14 protein-coding genes are annotated in these 15,468 nt (G+C 65.4%); 5 read left to right on the top strand and 9 right to left on the bottom strand.

The window, feature by feature from the left end; all coding sequences use genetic code 11:
- Positions 1-402: 402 nt before the first annotated feature.
- On the top strand, positions 403-2,160 hold the full coding sequence (locus HWY30_RS35615) for an ArnT family glycosyltransferase (RefSeq protein ID WP_167368650.1): 1,758 nt from the start codon (positions 403-405) through the stop codon (positions 2,158-2,160).
- A 2-nt stretch (positions 2,161-2,162) separates the two neighbouring features.
- Positions 2,163-3,542, top strand: a complete 1,380-nt coding sequence (locus tag HWY30_RS35610) for an MATE family efflux transporter (protein ID WP_090804617.1) — start codon at positions 2,163-2,165, stop codon at positions 3,540-3,542.
- Positions 3,543-3,662: 120 nt separating this feature from the next.
- On the opposite strand, the gene HWY30_RS35605 is transcribed toward HWY30_RS35610, so the two are convergent.
- Complete coding sequence (locus HWY30_RS35605) at positions 3,663-4,073, bottom strand: carboxymuconolactone decarboxylase family protein (RefSeq protein WP_090804613.1); 411 nt, start codon at positions 4,071-4,073, stop codon at positions 3,663-3,665.
- Positions 3,992-4,519: a MerR family transcriptional regulator gene (locus HWY30_RS35600; protein ID WP_090804611.1), complete on the bottom strand. Its 528-nt coding sequence runs from the start codon at positions 4,517-4,519 to the stop codon at positions 3,992-3,994. The genes HWY30_RS35605 and HWY30_RS35600 overlap by 82 nt, the downstream gene beginning before the upstream one ends.
- A 310-nt stretch (positions 4,520-4,829) precedes the next feature.
- On the opposite strand from HWY30_RS35600, the gene HWY30_RS35595 reads away from it, so the two are divergent.
- Positions 4,830-5,405 carry a ComEA family DNA-binding protein gene (locus tag HWY30_RS35595; protein WP_090804609.1) on the top strand — a complete coding sequence of 192 codons (576 nt, stop codon included), beginning with the start codon at positions 4,830-4,832 and terminating at the stop codon, positions 5,403-5,405.
- Positions 5,406-5,507: 102 nt separating this feature from the next.
- Positions 5,508-5,939 carry a YidB family protein gene (locus HWY30_RS35590; protein WP_018418148.1) on the top strand — a complete coding sequence of 144 codons (432 nt, stop codon included), beginning with the start codon at positions 5,508-5,510 and terminating at the stop codon, positions 5,937-5,939.
- Between the two features lie 179 nt (positions 5,940-6,118).
- On the opposite strand, the gene clpB is transcribed toward HWY30_RS35590, so the two are convergent.
- Together clpB and HWY30_RS35580 are read right to left on the bottom strand one after the other, a co-directional pair.
- Positions 6,119-8,716, bottom strand: a complete 2,598-nt coding sequence (clpB, locus tag HWY30_RS35585) for an ATP-dependent chaperone ClpB (RefSeq protein ID WP_090804607.1) — start codon at positions 8,714-8,716, stop codon at positions 6,119-6,121.
- A 170-nt stretch (positions 8,717-8,886) separates the two neighbouring features.
- Entirely contained in the window at positions 8,887-9,417 is a 531-nt protein-coding gene (locus tag HWY30_RS35580) for an Rrf2 family transcriptional regulator (protein WP_090804605.1), read from the bottom strand.
- A 266-nt stretch (positions 9,418-9,683) separates the two neighbouring features.
- Between HWY30_RS35580 and HWY30_RS35575 the strand changes: the two genes are divergently transcribed.
- Entirely contained in the window at positions 9,684-10,238 is a 555-nt protein-coding gene (locus HWY30_RS35575; RefSeq protein WP_090804603.1) for a group III truncated hemoglobin, read from the top strand.
- A 74-nt stretch (positions 10,239-10,312) separates the two neighbouring features.
- On the opposite strand, the gene HWY30_RS35570 is transcribed toward HWY30_RS35575, so the two are convergent.
- The 5 genes from HWY30_RS35570 to HWY30_RS35550 form a co-directional block, all read right to left on the bottom strand.
- Positions 10,313-10,789: a molybdenum cofactor biosynthesis protein MoaE gene (locus HWY30_RS35570; RefSeq protein ID WP_090804601.1), complete on the bottom strand. Its 477-nt coding sequence runs from the start codon at positions 10,787-10,789 to the stop codon at positions 10,313-10,315.
- 56 nt (positions 10,790-10,845) lie between these two features.
- Positions 10,846-11,103 (bottom strand): molybdopterin converting factor subunit 1, encoded by a 258-nt coding sequence (gene moaD / locus HWY30_RS35565; RefSeq protein ID WP_090804599.1) that lies wholly within the window; start codon positions 11,101-11,103, stop codon positions 10,846-10,848.
- 45 nt (positions 11,104-11,148) lie between these two features.
- Positions 11,149-12,393 carry a molybdopterin molybdotransferase MoeA gene (locus tag HWY30_RS35560; RefSeq protein ID WP_090804597.1) on the bottom strand — a complete coding sequence of 415 codons (1,245 nt, stop codon included), beginning with the start codon at positions 12,391-12,393 and terminating at the stop codon, positions 11,149-11,151.
- 246 nt (positions 12,394-12,639) lie between these two features.
- Positions 12,640-14,091 carry a threonine synthase gene (thrC, locus tag HWY30_RS35555; RefSeq protein ID WP_090804595.1) on the bottom strand — a complete coding sequence of 484 codons (1,452 nt, stop codon included), beginning with the start codon at positions 14,089-14,091 and terminating at the stop codon, positions 12,640-12,642.
- A gap of 8 nt (positions 14,092-14,099) precedes the next feature.
- Complete coding sequence (locus tag HWY30_RS35550; protein ID WP_090804593.1) at positions 14,100-15,431, bottom strand: homoserine dehydrogenase; 1,332 nt, start codon at positions 15,429-15,431, stop codon at positions 14,100-14,102.
- Positions 15,432-15,468: the final 37 nt, after the last annotated feature.

The following is a 15,468-nucleotide window of genomic DNA, read 5'->3' as shown; positions in this document are numbered from 1 at the left end:
CACCCTTGCCGTTCAGCTAGCACTTCCCCTTGCCGGGTGTGCAGAGGACTTTCACCCCCAAGTCATCCGGCTCGCCACCACAGCGGGTCGGACAGCGCCAGTCACGGCGCTACGCGCCATGCCTGGCGCACCAAACAGAAAGGGCAGCGCGAGCTGCCCTTTTTTGTCGCCTGCGCTTGTGCGCCCGCTGGTTCGCACGCCGCGCGAAGCCTTCAGCCGGAAGGAGCACGCCGCGCTTTCGCGACACTGTGTTACAGCTTGTGCATTGACGTTGCCGGGCGTTACCGGCCGTGACGTGCATCGCACGGCACGACTACAATGCCGGATGCTCGAAACGGGCCCTCGCGCCCTGACCTGCCGGGCCGCTCCGGCTGCATCGTTTATCCAGACTCCACACACCGCATGAGACCTGTCGTTCGCCTCACCGCCTCTGCGACCAGTGCGTTGCCGCGCTGGCTGCTGCTGGCCATCTGTATCGTCTACGCCTCGTTCGGCCTGTTCGGCCGCGATCCGTGGAAGAACGAGGACGCAGCCGGCTTTGGTGTGATGTGGACGATGGCGAACGGCGGAGCGCACGATTGGCTGCTGCCGAATCTGGTCGGCAAATATCTGACCGAGGACGGCCCGCTCGGCTACTGGCTCGGCGCGAGCGCGATCCGCGTCCTCGCACCGTGGGTCGACGCGAGCAACGCGTCGCGCGTGTTCACGGGCCTGCTGTTCTGCGCGGGCTGTGCGTTCGTCTGGTACGCGGCGTATCTGCTCGGCCGGCGTCCCGAAGTGCAGCCATTCAAATATGCGTTCGGCGGCGAGCCGGAACCGCGCGACTATGGCCGCACGCTCGCCGATGGCGCACTGCTGATCCTGCTCGCGTGCTTCGGCCTCGCCGAGCGCGGTCACGAGACCACGCCGCAGCTCGCGCAGTTCGTCTGCATCGCGATGCTCGTGTACGGCCTCGTGCGCATGATCGACAAGCCGATTCAGGGCGCGCTGATCTGGGGTCTCGCGATCGGCCTCGTCACACTCGCGAGCAGCCCGGTGCTGGTCGGCGCGCTGCTGCTCGGCACGCTCGCGATGACGCTGATCGTACGCGAAACGCGATTGCGCTGGCTGCTGCTCGCGGGTCTGCCCGTGGCGCTCGTGCTCGCGGTGTCGTGGCCGATCATCGCGCTCTCCGCGTTCCCGGACGACGCTGCCTGGTATCTGAACCAGTGGCTGCACGTGAGCCTGAGTTCGTTCGCGGGCCCGCCCGGCTCGGTCGCCGCGTATGCGCTGAAAAACCTGCCGCTCTTCACGTGGCCCGCCTGGCCACTCGCGCTGTGGTCGTGGTTCAGCTGGCAGGGACTGCGGCGCGCGCCGCACGTGGCGATTCCGCTGTCGGTGATCGGGCCGCTGTTCGTGCTCGTCGTGCTGCAAAGCCATCAGTCGAACCGACTCTACATGCTGCTCCTGCCGCCGCTCGCGGTACTCGCCACTTTCGCGCTGCCGACGCTCAAGCGCGGCGCGATCAACGCGATCGACTGGTTCGCGCTGCTGAGCTTCACGATCCTCGGCAGCTTCGTATGGCTCGTGTATGTGGCAGGCCTGACGGGCTTCCCGCATCCGCTCGCGCGCAATCTCGCGCGACTCGCGCCCGGCTTCGTGCCGCAGTTCAAGATTCTGTCGTTCGTGTGCGCGGTCGCGGTGACCGTGTGCTGGTTCCTGCTGGTGCGCTGGCGCCTCGCGCGTCATCCGAAGGTGCTGTGGCGCAGCGTCGTGCTGTCGAGCGCCGGCACCACGCTGATGTGGGTGTTGCTGATGACGCTGTGGCTGCCGGTCGTCAACTACAGCCGGACCTATCGCGACGTCGCGCAGCAGATCGCCGCCCATTTGCCCGATGACTACACGTGCATCGCGCCGGTGCGCCTAGGCAATGCGCAGATCGCGACATTCGCGTATTTCGGCGACATGCATTTCTCGTTCGACCAGGACTGCGACGTGATCCTGCGTCAGGACTCGCAGGACTACGGCAACCCGAGCGCGATGCCCGACTACGTCTGGAAGCTCGTGTGGGAAGGCCGCCGCGCCGCTGACCGCGACGAGCGCTTCCGCCTGTACGTGCGCATCGACCGTCCCAAGCCGCCGCCCGGCAAGCGCCGCAACTGGCACAAGAAGCGCGACTGACCATGTTCGCCGACGTACGGAAGATCGCCGCGCTCGCGTGGCCCGTATTGATCGGCCAGTTGGCCATCATCGCGTTCGGCGTGATCGACACGGCGATGGTCGGGCGTTACTCGGCCGTCGATCTGGCCGCGCTCGGCCTCGGCTCGTCGATCTACGTCTCGGTCTATATCGGCCTGACCGGCATCCTGACCGCACTGCAGCCGATCACCGCGCAGCTGTACGGCGCGCGTCGCTACGGCGAGATCGGCGAAGAGGTCCGCCAGTCATGGTGGCTTGCCGCCGCGCTGACCGTGATCGGCTTTCTGATCCTGTTCTTCCCCGGACCGCTGCTGGCGTTGTCGCGGGTGCCCGACGCGCTGCACGAGCGCACGCTCGCGTACCTGCGGATTCTCGCGTTCGGGCTGCCCGCCGGCCTCGCCTTCCGGGTCTACGGCTCCGTTGCCAATGCGCTCGCCAAACCGCGGCTCGTGATGTTCCTGCAGATCGCCGCGCTGCTGCTGAAAATTCCGCTCAATACCTGGTTCATTTTCGGCGGCCTCGGCGTGCCCGCGCTGGGCGGTCCGGGCTGCGCGCTCGCGAGCACGCTGCTCAACTGGGCACTCGCGGCGCTCGGCATGCTGCTGCTCGCGCGCGTCGACGATTTCAAGGCACTCGGCATCTTCACGCACTTCTGCTGGCCGGTCTGGAAGCGCCAAGCCGCGCAACTGCGGCTCGGTATTCCAATGGGGCTGTCGTATCTGATCGAGGTCACGTCGTACACCTTCATGGCGCTTTTCATCGCGCGTTTCGGCACGACGACGCTCGCCGGGCACCAGATCGCCGGCAACGTCGGCGCGGTGCTCTATATGACGCCACTGTCGATCGGCATCGCGTCGTCGACGCTGGTCGCGCAGGCGCTCGGCGCGCATCGGCCGCAGGCGGCGCGCACGCTGTCGCGTCACGGCATCGCGATGGCGGTTGTGATCGCGTGCTGCTATGGCGCGCTCGTGCTCGTGCTGCGGCCGTATATCGTCGACGGCTATACGACGAACGCGCAGGTGGCGGCGAAGGCGTTGCCGCTGGTGCTGATCGTCGCCTGCTACCACCTGTTCGACGCGTTGCAGATCTCGACCGCGTTCGTGCTGCGCGCCTACAAGATCGCGGTCGTGCCGACCATTATCTATGCGGTGGCGCTGTGGGGAGTCGGGCTCGGCGGCGGCTATGCGCTCGGCTTCGATACGACCGGCCTCACGCCGCCCTGGCTGACCGGCGCGCGCGGCTTCTGGGTCGCCAATACCGCAAGTCTCGCGATTGCCGGGCTCGGCTTGCTCGTGTACTGGCGATTCGTGAGCCAGCGCTATTTGCGCGAGGCTGCGGCGGTGCTGGTTGATTCGGCTGTTTGAGGGGATGGAGGGTTGCGAAGGCCACGAATAGCACCGACCGGACCGTCAGTTGCGCCCAAGCCGGGGTGAGAGTCGAGCTGTTCTGCATCCGCCTTTCCTTCCCCACGCAGCTCAGCCCGCTCACGCCGCGTATGCGGCCTGCCCCTCCCGATCCTTGGCCTCGAAAATTTCCCGCGCCGCGAACAGCGCATTGAGCGCGGCCGGAAAGCCCGCATAAAGCGCCATCTGCATGAACACCTCGACGATCTGCTCGCGCGTGCAGCCGACGTTCAGCGCCGCCTCGATATGTACCTTCAGCTGCGGCTGCGCGCAGCCGAGGGTCGCGAGCGACGCGATCGTCGCAATCTCACGCGTGCGCAGATCGAGCTGCGGCCGGCTGTAGATATCGCCGAAGCCGAATTCAATCAACAGGCGTCCGAATTCCGGCGCGACGGGCGCGAGCGCGGCGATTACCTGCTCGCCCGCCGAACCGTCGATTTCCCTGAGCTTGTCCCAGCCCCGCGCGTAGCGGTCGTTGTGTGCGTAGTCCATTGCGAGTCCTTATCGGGATGTGAGGGCGACGAGGCTTCGTCGTCCTGTCGTGCCGGATCGGGCTCAAGCGCGCCGCTCGTGGCCGCCTCGTAGTACGCGATCTTGTCGTCGATCGCGCCGAGGTTGCTCTGCAGATCGGCGATCCGCGCGAGCAGCGCGGTGCGATGCGCAACCAGCAGGTCGCGGCGTGCGCGCATCGTCGGATGGCCTTGCGCGCGCAGCGCGGCGATCTGCTGCATGCCGGAGATCGACATGCCCGTTGCCTTCAGACGCATCACGAAGCGCAACCAGTCGAGATCGGCCGGCGAGTACAGCCGGTGCCCCGTCTGCGTGCGTCCGACCGGCCGGATCAGGCCGGCCTGTTCGTAATAGCGCAACGTGTGCGTGGACACGCCGATCGTTTCGGCGACCTGACCGATGGTGAGCGCGGTTGAGTGTTTCGACATGACGGACTCAGGTTAGGACTTCGAGTGCACTCTAAGTCAAGCGTCGGACGCTGTCATTCCTTTGCGTTGCTCATTCTTTATCGCAGACGAGTTATCGCGATCGATATCGACCGATAAATTCACCGGCACTGCATGCCGCCAAAAGCTTTAAATATTGTGTGGTGGATTTACTTGTCATCAATCGATCGGTATAAATCGTCCGCTATCTCAAATCGGGCCTGCGATTTGTCCTATGCTTAAACGCAGCGCCCGCTGACAGGATAGGTCGTCCGTTCCCGGCTAACTTTTTGCCCTCAATGGAGTGCTTGCCATGCTGAAGAAGCTTTTCATGCTTTGCGTCGCTGTGGCTTTGTCGCTGTCGGCCGGATTTGCCGCGGCCGTGGAAGTGAATACCGCCGATCAGGCCACGCTCGAATCGGTCAAGGGCATCGGCCCCGTGCATGCGAAAGCGATTCTCGACGAACGCGCCAAAAACGGCCCGTTCAAGAACGCCGACGATCTCGCCGCGCGTGTGAAGGGCATCGGCCAGAAATCGGTCGAGAACCTCGAAGCGGCCGGACTGACGATCAACGGCTCGTCGGCACCGCCGACCGGCGCGAAGACGTCCACCAAGCCGGCCACGAAGACCACACCGGCGGCTCCCGCGGCAACCACCGCCGCCGCGCCCGCTGCCACGACGGCAGCGCCGGCCGCGGCTGCCCCCGCCTCGGCCGCGAAGCCGTCGAAGTCGAAGAAGAAGGACAAGGCCGCAGCATCCGAAGCGGCAGCCGCTTCGGCTCCGGCCGTCGCGGCTAGCGCACCGGCCGACGCGTCCGGCACCAAGGCTTCGAAGAAGAAAGCGAAGAAGAGCAAGGCGGCATCCGCCGCGGCTGCGTCCGGCGCTTGAGCCCGGCGGGGCTGCCGCCCTTGCGTTTCACCGCGACGCGCAACCGCGCGTCGACGTCACCCGCCCGGCCGTCATACGCGCCGGCATTGAAGAGAGACCGTCATGAGCCTACTCGACACCATCGGTTCCCTGCTTGGCAAATCGCCAGAAGGCGGCGGCCAGCAAGCGCTGATCGCCGCCGCGCTCGAATTCGTCAACAACCAGCCTGGTGGCCTGAACGGCCTGATCCAGCGCTTCCAGGAAAAGGGCCTCGGCGACGTCGTGTCGTCGTGGGTCGGCAATGGCGAAAACCAGCCGATCGCACCCGACGCGCTGCATAACGTGCTGGGCTCGGAAGCCGTGACCGGTCTCGCCGCCAAGGCCGGCGTCCAGCCGGATCAGGTGACGGGTCTGCTGTCGCAGATCCTGCCGCACGTCGTCAACGCGGCCACGCCGGAAGGCGAAGTGCCGGCCGATGGCAAGCTGAACGCGACCACGGTGCTCGGCGCGCTCGGCGGCCTGTCGGCGCTGCTCGGCAACAAGGGCAACGCTTAAGCACGCTGTGCGCCATGCGCTGGCGGCTTGCAGAGACCTTCGCTCCACGGTGATGCCACCGGTTTGAAATCGGCGGCCAAAAGAAAACCGGCAACGAAGTCACCTTCGTTGCCGGTTTCTTAACGTTGGCGGGAACGACTCGCCTGCCGTCGTCCCTTCGCATCATCAAGCCATCGCCTTCAGTGCACGACGCGCTCGAACAGCAGCTTGCCGTCGTCCACTTCGACCGGAATCACATCCTTCGGACCGAACTTGCCGGCCAGAATCAGCTTCGCGATCGGGTTCTCGATCTCCTGCTGGATCGCGCGCTTCAGCGGCCGCGCACCGAACAGCGGGTCGTAGCCGACCTTGCCGATGTGCTCGAGCGCCGCGTCCGACACCACCAGCTGCATGTCGAGCTTCGCGAGCCGCTCGTGCAGACGCTGCAGCTGGATCCGCGCGATCGACTGGATGTTCGAGCGATCGAGCGCATGGAACACGACGACGTCGTCGATCCGGTTCAGGAACTCGGGCCGGAAGTGCAGCTTCACCTCTTCCCACACGGCGTCCTTCACGGCTTCCTGCGGCTCGCCGACCATCGCCTGGATCACCTGCGAACCGAGGTTCGAGGTCATCACGATCACGGTGTTCTTGAAGTCGACGGTGCGGCCCTGGCCATCGGTCATGCGGCCGTCGTCGAGCACCTGCAGCAGCACGTTGAACACGTCCGGATGCGCCTTCTCGATTTCGTCGAGCAGGATCACGCTATACGGCTTGCGGCGCACGGCCTCGGTCAGATAACCGCCCTCCTCGTAGCCGACGTAACCCGGCGGCGCGCCGATCAGACGCGCGACGCTGTGCTTCTCCATGAACTCGCTCATGTCGATACGGATGAGATGCTCTTCCGAATCGAACAGGAACGACGCCAACGCCTTGCACAGCTCGGTCTTGCCGACGCCGGTCGGCCCGAGGAACAGGAACGAGCCATACGGACGGTTCGGGTCCGACAGACCCGCGCGCGAGCGGCGAATCGCATCGGCGACCGCGCTGATCGCCTCGTCCTGGCCGACCACGCGCTCATGCAGCTTCGACTCGATCTGCAGCAGCTTTTCGCGCTCGCCCTGCATCATGCGCGACACCGGAATGCCGGTGGCCCGCGACACGACCTCGGCGATTTCTTCCGCGCCGACCTGCGTGCGCAACAGACGCGGACGCTTCGGACTGTTCTGCTCCTCGGCCTCGGCGCGCGTGACTTCCTTCAGTTGCGCCTCGAGACCCGGCAGCTTGCCGTACTGCAACTCGGCCACCTTCTCGAGCTTGCCCTCACGCTGCAGACGCACGATTTCCGCACGCGTCTTCTCGATCTCTTCCTTCAGTTGCGCGCTACCCTGCACCGCCGCTTTTTCCGCGGTCCAGATTTCATCGAGGTCCGAATATTCGCGGTTGAGCCGCTCGATTTCCTCTTCGATCAGCTGCAGACGCTTCTGCGACGCTTCGTCCTTCTCCTTCTTCACCGCTTCGCGTTCGATCTTCAGCTGGATCAGACGACGGTCGAGCCGATCCATCTCCTCCGGCTTCGAGTCGATTTCCATCTTGATCTTCGACGCGGCTTCGTCGATCAGATCGATCGCCTTGTCGGGCAGGAAGCGGTCCGTGATGTAACGATGCGACAGCTCGGCGGCCGCGACGATCGCCGGGTCGGTGATGTCGACGCCGTGGTGCAGCTCATAGCGCTCCTGCAGACCGCGCAGGATCGCGATGGTCGCCTCGACCGACGGCTCGTCCACCAGCACCTTCTGGAAACGGCGCTCGAGCGCGGCATCCTTTTCGATGTACTTGCGGTATTCGTCGAGCGTGGTCGCGCCGACGCAATGCAGTTCGCCGCGCGAGAGCGCCGGCTTCAGCATGTTGCCAGCGTCCATCGCGCCTTCGGCCTTGCCGGCGCCGACCATCGTGTGAATCTCGTCGATGAAGACGATGGTTTGCCCTTCGTCCTTCGCGATGTCGTTGAGCACCGCCTTCAGGCGCTCCTCGAACTCGCCGCGATACTTGGCGCCCGCGAGCAGCGCGGCCATGTCGAGCGACAGCACGCGCTTGTTCTTCAGCGTTTCCGGCACTTCGCCGTTGACGATGCGCTGCGCGAGCCCCTCGACGATCGCGGTCTTGCCGACGCCCGGCTCGCCGATCAGCACCGGGTTGTTCTTGGTGCGGCGCTGCAGGATCTGAATGGAACGGCGGATTTCGTCGTCGCGGCCGATCACGGGGTCGAGCTTGCCTGCGCGGGCGCGCTCGGTCAGGTCGATCGTGTATTTCTTCAGCGCTTCGCGCTGGCTTTCGGCGTCCTGGCTATGCACCTGCGAGCCGCCGCGCACCGCGGCGATCGCGGTTTCGAGCGCCTTGCGCGACAACCCATGCTCGCGCGCGAGACGGCCGGCCTCGCCTTTGTCGTCGGCGACCGCGAGCAGGAACATTTCGCTCGCGACGAACGTGTCGTTGAGCTTCTGCGCTTCCTTATCGGCCTGGTTCAACAGACCGGTCAGTTCGCGGCCGATCTGCACGTTGCCATCGGTGCCTTGCACTTGGGGCAGCCGCGTGACCGCGTCGTTCAGTGCGGTTTGTAGAGGTTGTACATGCACGCCGGCGCGCGACAGCAGCGAGCGAGCGGAGCCGTCCTGCTGCGCGACGAGTGCCGCGAGCACGTGGACGGGTTCGATGTACTGATTGTCGTGGCCAACCGCCAGACTCTGGGCGTCCGCGAGCGCTTCCTGGAATTTAGTGGTGAGTTTGTCGATTCTCATCAAGAGACCTCCAATTTCGATTACCACCAAAATGAGGCGTTTTATTAGGGTTTCAAGCGCTTTTTTGGCCTCGGCCGCAACTATTTGACATTTGAGCGCAAGAACTGCCGCGATCCTTCCCCTGTGGTGCGGCCGGGCGGGTTTGCGCACCCGGGAGCCGGCCGGATGTTCTAGTTCTTGCGGCCCAGCGTCGCCGGACTGCCGCCGCGCGTGCTATCCGATACCACCGTAATCGGCAGCGGCACCATCTGAATCGTGGAGCCTAACCCGAGCAACGCCGCGAGCGGACTTTTCGGTTGCGCGACTTCGCCGATCGTAAAACGATCGAGCTCGGCGAGAAAAGCGAGGTTCGCCGCCTGCAACGCGCCACGCAGCCGGCACTGCGTCGTGATGACGCAAGGCCGCTGTTGGCCCTGCCGGTCCGGCAGACAGCCGACCAGCGCAAAGTCGCTTTCCGTGACCCGCACCACGTCGCCGACGCTCAGCGACAGCGATTGCGCGCCGAGCCGCAAGCCGCCGTTGCGGCCGCGCACGGTTTCGACCCAGCCGAGCTCGCCCAACTGCTGCACGACCTTCATCAGATGGTTCTTCGAGATGCCGTAGGCTTGCGAAATGTCCTGAATCGTCGATAATCCGTCGCCCCGCACCGCGAGGTACAGCAGCACGCGCAGCGCGTAATCCGTATAGTCGGTAAGTCTCATAGGTCCCGGTATAGCTTGAAAGGCTGCGAGCAAGCGCCTTGAACGTCCCGATAACCGCGTCGAGGCAAGGGTTGCCGGGAACGAGCGCTACGCCCTGGCATGACTGGCTGGCATGAGTGGCCGGCGGGCGTCGTTCCCCGAATCGCGCTGCAATACTGTTTCGGATAGCAATAGTAGCTTTTTCCGCATCAACCGTTTGTTAGAAAAACGGGGGGGTCAAGGTTCAGTTCAGCCGTCATCGGCAACCGCAATTTTCTGGAATCCGCATGAATCCGTCTTTCCCCGCCGCGCCGCCGGTCGAACGCGCGGCCGAACCCACCGACGCCAATATCCGCGACCTCGTCTATGGCTTTTACGATCGCGTGCGTGCCGACCCGCTGCTCGGTCCGGTCTTCGACGCGAAGCTCGCGGGCCGCTGGGACGACCATCTGCCGAAGATGTGCACATTCTGGAGCAGCCTCGTGCTCGGCGCGAAGCAGTATCGCGGCAACGTGCAGCAGGCGCATCAGCCGCTCGAAGGCATCGAGCCGCAGCATTTCAGCCGCTGGCTGTATCTGTTCCTCGATACGGTCGAATCGCGCTATCGGCCGGCCGCGGCGGTCCGTTTCATGGAGCCGGCGCTGCGGATTGCGCAGAGTCTGCAACTGAGCCGTTTCGGCTGGGATTACAAGATCCCGCCGGAGCAGCAGGCGCTGCTCGAGCGGGTGGCGCCGAAGCGTCGGCCGCGAGTTGGCGACGTTGACGACGATGGCGAGCATCCGTCGCGGCCGGCTGGGGAGCCGTTCCCGGTGCCGATCACCGGACGCTCGCGGGACGAGTGAACGTCGGCCGGCGCCGACGCTCCTGACACAAGGAGGCCGCGTGCGCCGTCGCAACTCCGCGGCCCGCGACTCGTTTACTCCGGAGTCCGATTTCCCGAATCGATTCCCCAGCGCGCGAGCGCGGCATCGTCGGTCACGCGCGCGTCGACCCAGCGCTCGCCCGCGTCGGTTTTCTCCTTCTTCCAGAATGGCGCTTCGGTCTTCAGATAGTCCATCACGAATTCACACGACGCAAACGCGTCGCCGCGATGCGCGGCCGTCGTCGCAACGAGCACGATCTGATCGAGCGGATACAGCTTGCCGACGCGATGCACGATCAGCACCTCGATGCCAGGCCAGCGTTCGCGCGCACGCTCGACGATCGCCTCGAGCGACTTCTCCGTCATGCCCGGATAATGCTCGAGCTCCATCGTCTCGACCGCGCTGCCCTCGTTGAGATCGCGCACGGTGCCGACGAAGCACGCGAGCGCGCCGATCCTCGGATTGCGCGCGCGCAGCGCGGCCACCTCGGCGCTGAGGTCGAAGTCTTCGGTCTGGACGCGAACGGGCATGGACAGCTCCTGAGGGCTTTTGTCGCTAGCGTGAACGTGATGTGCGAGAGCGCGGTTCAGCCGCCGGTGACGGGCGGAAAGAACGCGACCTCGCAGCCCTCGGTGATGCGGGTGCTCGCGCCGGTCATCACGTGGTTGCAGGCCATGCGCAGCGCGCGGCCTTCGGCGAGCGTCTCGGCCCAGATGCCGCCACGCACGCGCAGCCACGCGCGCACATCGCCGACGGTCGCGATGCCGTCGGGCACCTCGACGCTTTCGTCGGACGTATTGAGCGCTTCACGCACGCTCGCAAAATATCGGAGTTCAATCTTCATCGGGATACCGTCGGTCTATGCCGCGCATGCCGCGGATGACCGGCCTCAGTTCAACAGTTCGGAAAACGGAATGAAGCGCACGGTTTCGCCGGCGCTGATCGCGTGGTTCGGCGGATTGTCGACCAGACCGTCGCCCCACACGGTCGACGTCAACACGGCCGAACTCTGATTGGCAAACAGATCGAGCCCTCCCGCCACGTTGACGCGCGCGCGCAGGAACTCGTTGCGGCGATCGGCCTTGCCCTGCGTGAAGTCCGCGCGCAGCGACAGCGCGCGCGGCGCGACCGCCTGCACGCCGGCCAGCCGCAGTACGAACGGACGCACGAACAGCAGGAACGTCACGAAGCTCGACACCGGATTGCCGGGCAGGCCGATGAAAAACGTTTCGGCCGGCTCGCCCCCATTTGCACCACCCGCACCACCCGCACCACCCGCACCACGCCGCACCGCGCCGAACGCGAGCGGCTTGCCCGGCTTCATGGCGATCTGCCACATCGACAGACGCCCTTCGGCCTCCACCGCCGGCTTCACGTGATCCTCCTCGCCGACCGACACGCCGCCGCAGGTGAGAATCAGATCGTGCGCCTCGGCGGCTTCGCGCAGCGTCGCGCGGGTCGCGTCGAGTTGATCGGCGACGATGCCATAGTCGGTCACGTCGCAGCCGAGCTTCTCGAGCAGGCCGCGCAGCGTGAAGCGATTCGAGTTGTAGATCGCGCCGGGCTTCAGCGGCTCGCCGGGCATCGTCAGTTCGTCGCCGGTGAAGAATACGGCGACTTTCACGCGGCGGCGCACCTCGAGCCGCGCGCATCCGACCGACGCGGCAAGCCCCAACGCCTGCGGCGTGAGCCGCGTGCCGGCCGGCAGGATCACCGAGCCCGCGCGAATATCGGCGCCCTGTGCGGTGATCCACTCGCCCGCCTGCGGACGATGCACGATCGTCACCTCGTCGCCAGCCGCCTCGGTCTGCTCCTGCATCACGACCGCGTCCGCGCCGGCGGGCACCGTCGCGCCGGTGAAGATGCGTGCCGCGCTGTTGGGCGCGAGCGGCGTCGGCGCATGGCCGGCCGGAATGCGTTGCGAGACCGGCAGGCGCCTGCCGTGCGCGAGATCGGCGATGCGGACCGCGTAGCCGTCCATCGCGCTCGTGTTCATCGGCGGCACGTCGAGCGGCGACGTGACGTCGGTGGCGAGCACGCGATTCAGCGCGTCGAGCGTCGGCAGCGTTTCGATATCGTCGAGCGCGCGCGCGGCGTCGAGCAGGATCGCCAGCGCATCGGCAGTGGCGAGCATCGGAGCGCGGGGCGTGGGTGTGGACATCTGGAGGGTGGAAGCCGCAGGTTAAAAGAACATTGTAGCGGCCGATGCCGTTAGCCTGGGCGGCCGGGCGTTATGGGGAGCTGTTTGTGTTTTTCGATGCGTGGCCGCGGAGGGTGCGGCCAGCGTTTTCTCGTAGTGCGGGCGTGGGCGTCGATCAACGTGAAGCGACACGCGGCATCCCGCGTGAGCCGTAAAACGGCCCACGCGGCCCGCTCGCCCTTATTCGCCGGTATTCGCGACGATGAAGTCCTTCACCCGCTGCGCATCCGCGGGCACGACCTCGAAGCGCTGCGGCAGCGACTCGAGCCCCGAGAACGCCGCCGGCCGCTCCGGCTCGCGTAGCAGCGCCTCGCGGATCGTCTCGCCGAACTTGATCGGCTGCGCGGTCTCGAGCACGATCATCGGAATGCCGGACTGCAGATGCTCGCGCGCGACCTTCACGCCGTCGGCCGTGTGCGTGTCGATCATCGTGTCGTAACGCTGGAACACGTCGCGGATCGTGTCGACGCGGGTGTCGTGGCTGCTGCTGCCCGACACGAAACCGAACTCCCTTACGCGCGCGAAGTCGCCACTTGCCGCGAGATCGAAACCGCCCTTCTCCTCGACGTCGCGGAACAGTTGCAGCACGCGCGCCGGATCGCGGCCGAGCAGGTCGTACACGAAGCGCTCGAAGTTCGATGCCTTCGAGATGTCCATGCTCGGGCTGCTCGTGTGATACGTCTCGGCCGCCTTGCGTACGCGGTAAATACCAGTGCGGAAGAACTCGTCGAGCACGTCGTTCTCGTTGGTCGCGACGACGAGCTTCTCGATCGGCAGACCCATCATGCGCGCGATATGACCCGCGCACACGTTGCCGAAGTTGCCCGACGGCACCGTGAACGACACGCGCTCGGCGTTCGACTTCGTCGCGGCAAAGTAGCCCTTGAAGTAATAGACGACCTGCGCGACGACCCGCGCCCAGTTGATCGAGTTGACCGTGCCGATCTTGTACTTCGCCTTGAACGCGTGATCGTTCGACACCGCCTTCACGATGTCCTGCGCGTCGTCGAACACGCCTTGCACCGCGAGGTTGAAGATGTTCGGGTCTTGCAGGCTGTACATCTGCGCGGTCTGGAACGCGCTCATCTTTTTGTACGGCGACAGCATGAACACGCGGATGCCCTTCTTGCCGCGCATCGCGTATTCAGCGGCGCTGCCGGTGTCGCCCGACGTCGCGCCGAGAATGTTCAGCGTTTCGCCATGCTTCGCGAGCGCGTACTCGAACAGGTTGCCGATCAGCTGCATTGCCATGTCCTTGAACGCGAGCGTCGGACCGTTCGACAGTTCGAGCAGCGACAGCGGCGCGCCGTCTTCGACGCCGAGCGTCTTCAGCGGCGTGATCTGCGCGGCGCTTTCGTCGTCGCGCACGTTGCAGTAGGTCGCCGCCGTATAGGTCTTGCGCGTCAGTGCGCGCAGGTCGTCGGCGGGAATGTCGTCGCAGAACTTCGACAGGATCTCGAAGGCGAGATCCGCGTACGGCAGCGTGCGCCAGCGCGTGAGTTCATCCGGGGTAACGCGCGGATAGTCGGCCGGCAGATACAGGCCGCCGTCTTTCGCGAGACCGCCGAGCAGGATCTCGGAGAAGGTATGGCGCTCGCCGGTTCCGGCGCCGCGCGTGGAGAGGTAGTTCATAGTTCGGCCTAGTTCAGCGCTTCCATGCGCAGCTTCGTGACTTGCGAGACGACGGTCTCGAGCGCCTCGATCGACCTGATCGCGGCATTGACCTGCTTTTCGACCGTCTCGTGCGTGATCAGCAGAATGTCGGTTTCGCCCTTGCCGTTCGCGTCGACGAGCTCCGATTCCTTTTGCAGCAGCGCATCGATCGAAATGCCGGTGTCCGCCAGAATGCGCGTGATGTCGGCGAGCACGCCGGTCACGTCGGCGACGCGCAGGCGCAGGTAGTAGCCGCTCGTGACTTCTTCGATCGGCAGGATCGGGGTGTTCGACAGGCTGTCCGGCTGGAATGCCAGATGCGGCACGCGGTGCTCGGGGTCGGCCGTGTGCAGACGCGTCACGTCGACAAGATCGGCGACCACGGCGGAAGCCGTCGGCTCGGCGCCCGCGCCCTTGCCGTAGTACAGCGTCGTGCCGACCGCGTCGCCATGCACGACGACCGCGTTCATCGCGCCTTCCACATTCGCAAGCAGGCGCTTTTCCGGAATCAACGTGGGGTGCACGCGCAGCTCGATGCCCTTGTCGGTGCGGCGCGTGATGCCGAGCAGCTTGATGCGGTAGCCGAGCTCCTCGGCGTATTTGATGTCGATCGCGGCGAGCTTGCTGATGCCTTCGACGTACGCGCGGTCGAACTGCACCGGCACGCCGAACGCGATCGCGCTCATGATCGTCGCTTTGTGCGCCGCGTCGACGCCCTCGATGTCGAAGGTCGGGTCGGCTTCCGCGTAGCCGAGCTCCTGCGCGGCCTTCAGCGCGGTCGCGAAATCGAGCCCACGGTCACGCATCTCCGACAGGATGTAGTTCGTCGTGCCGTTGATGATGCCCGCGATGTACTGGATGCGGTTCGCCGTCAGCCCTTCGCGCAGTGCCTTGATGATCGGAATGCCACCCGCCACCGCCGACTCGAACGCGACCATCACGCCGTTCGCGCGCGCCGCCTCGAAAATCTCCGTGCCATGCACCGCGAGCAGCGCCTTGTTGGCGGTGACCACGTGCTTGCCGTTGTTGATCGCGCGCAGCACGAGGTCGCGCGCGATGCCGGTGCCGCCGATCATTTCCGCGACGATCGCGATCGAAGGATCGTCGACGACCGCGTTGAAGTCATCGGTCAGCGCCACGCTGCCGGCTTCGCCGCCGAGCGCCGCGGTCGCCTTGGCCGGGTTGCGCACGGCAATGCGCGCAATCTCGATGCCGCGACCCGCGCGACGTTTGATTTCTTCCTGATTGCGGCGCAGTACCGTGAAGGTCCCGCTGCCTACCGTGCCGAAGCCCAGCAGTCCAACTTTGATCGGTTCCATGCAGCGTGTGTTTCTAGTAGAGGGTTGAAAAGGGTGT

The sequence above is a fragment of the Paraburkholderia tuberum STM678 genome (assembly GCF_902833905.1).
Taxonomy (GTDB): Bacteria; Pseudomonadota; Gammaproteobacteria; order Burkholderiales; family Burkholderiaceae; genus Paraburkholderia; species Paraburkholderia tuberum.
This window is presented reverse-complemented; position numbering and strand designations above follow the sequence as displayed.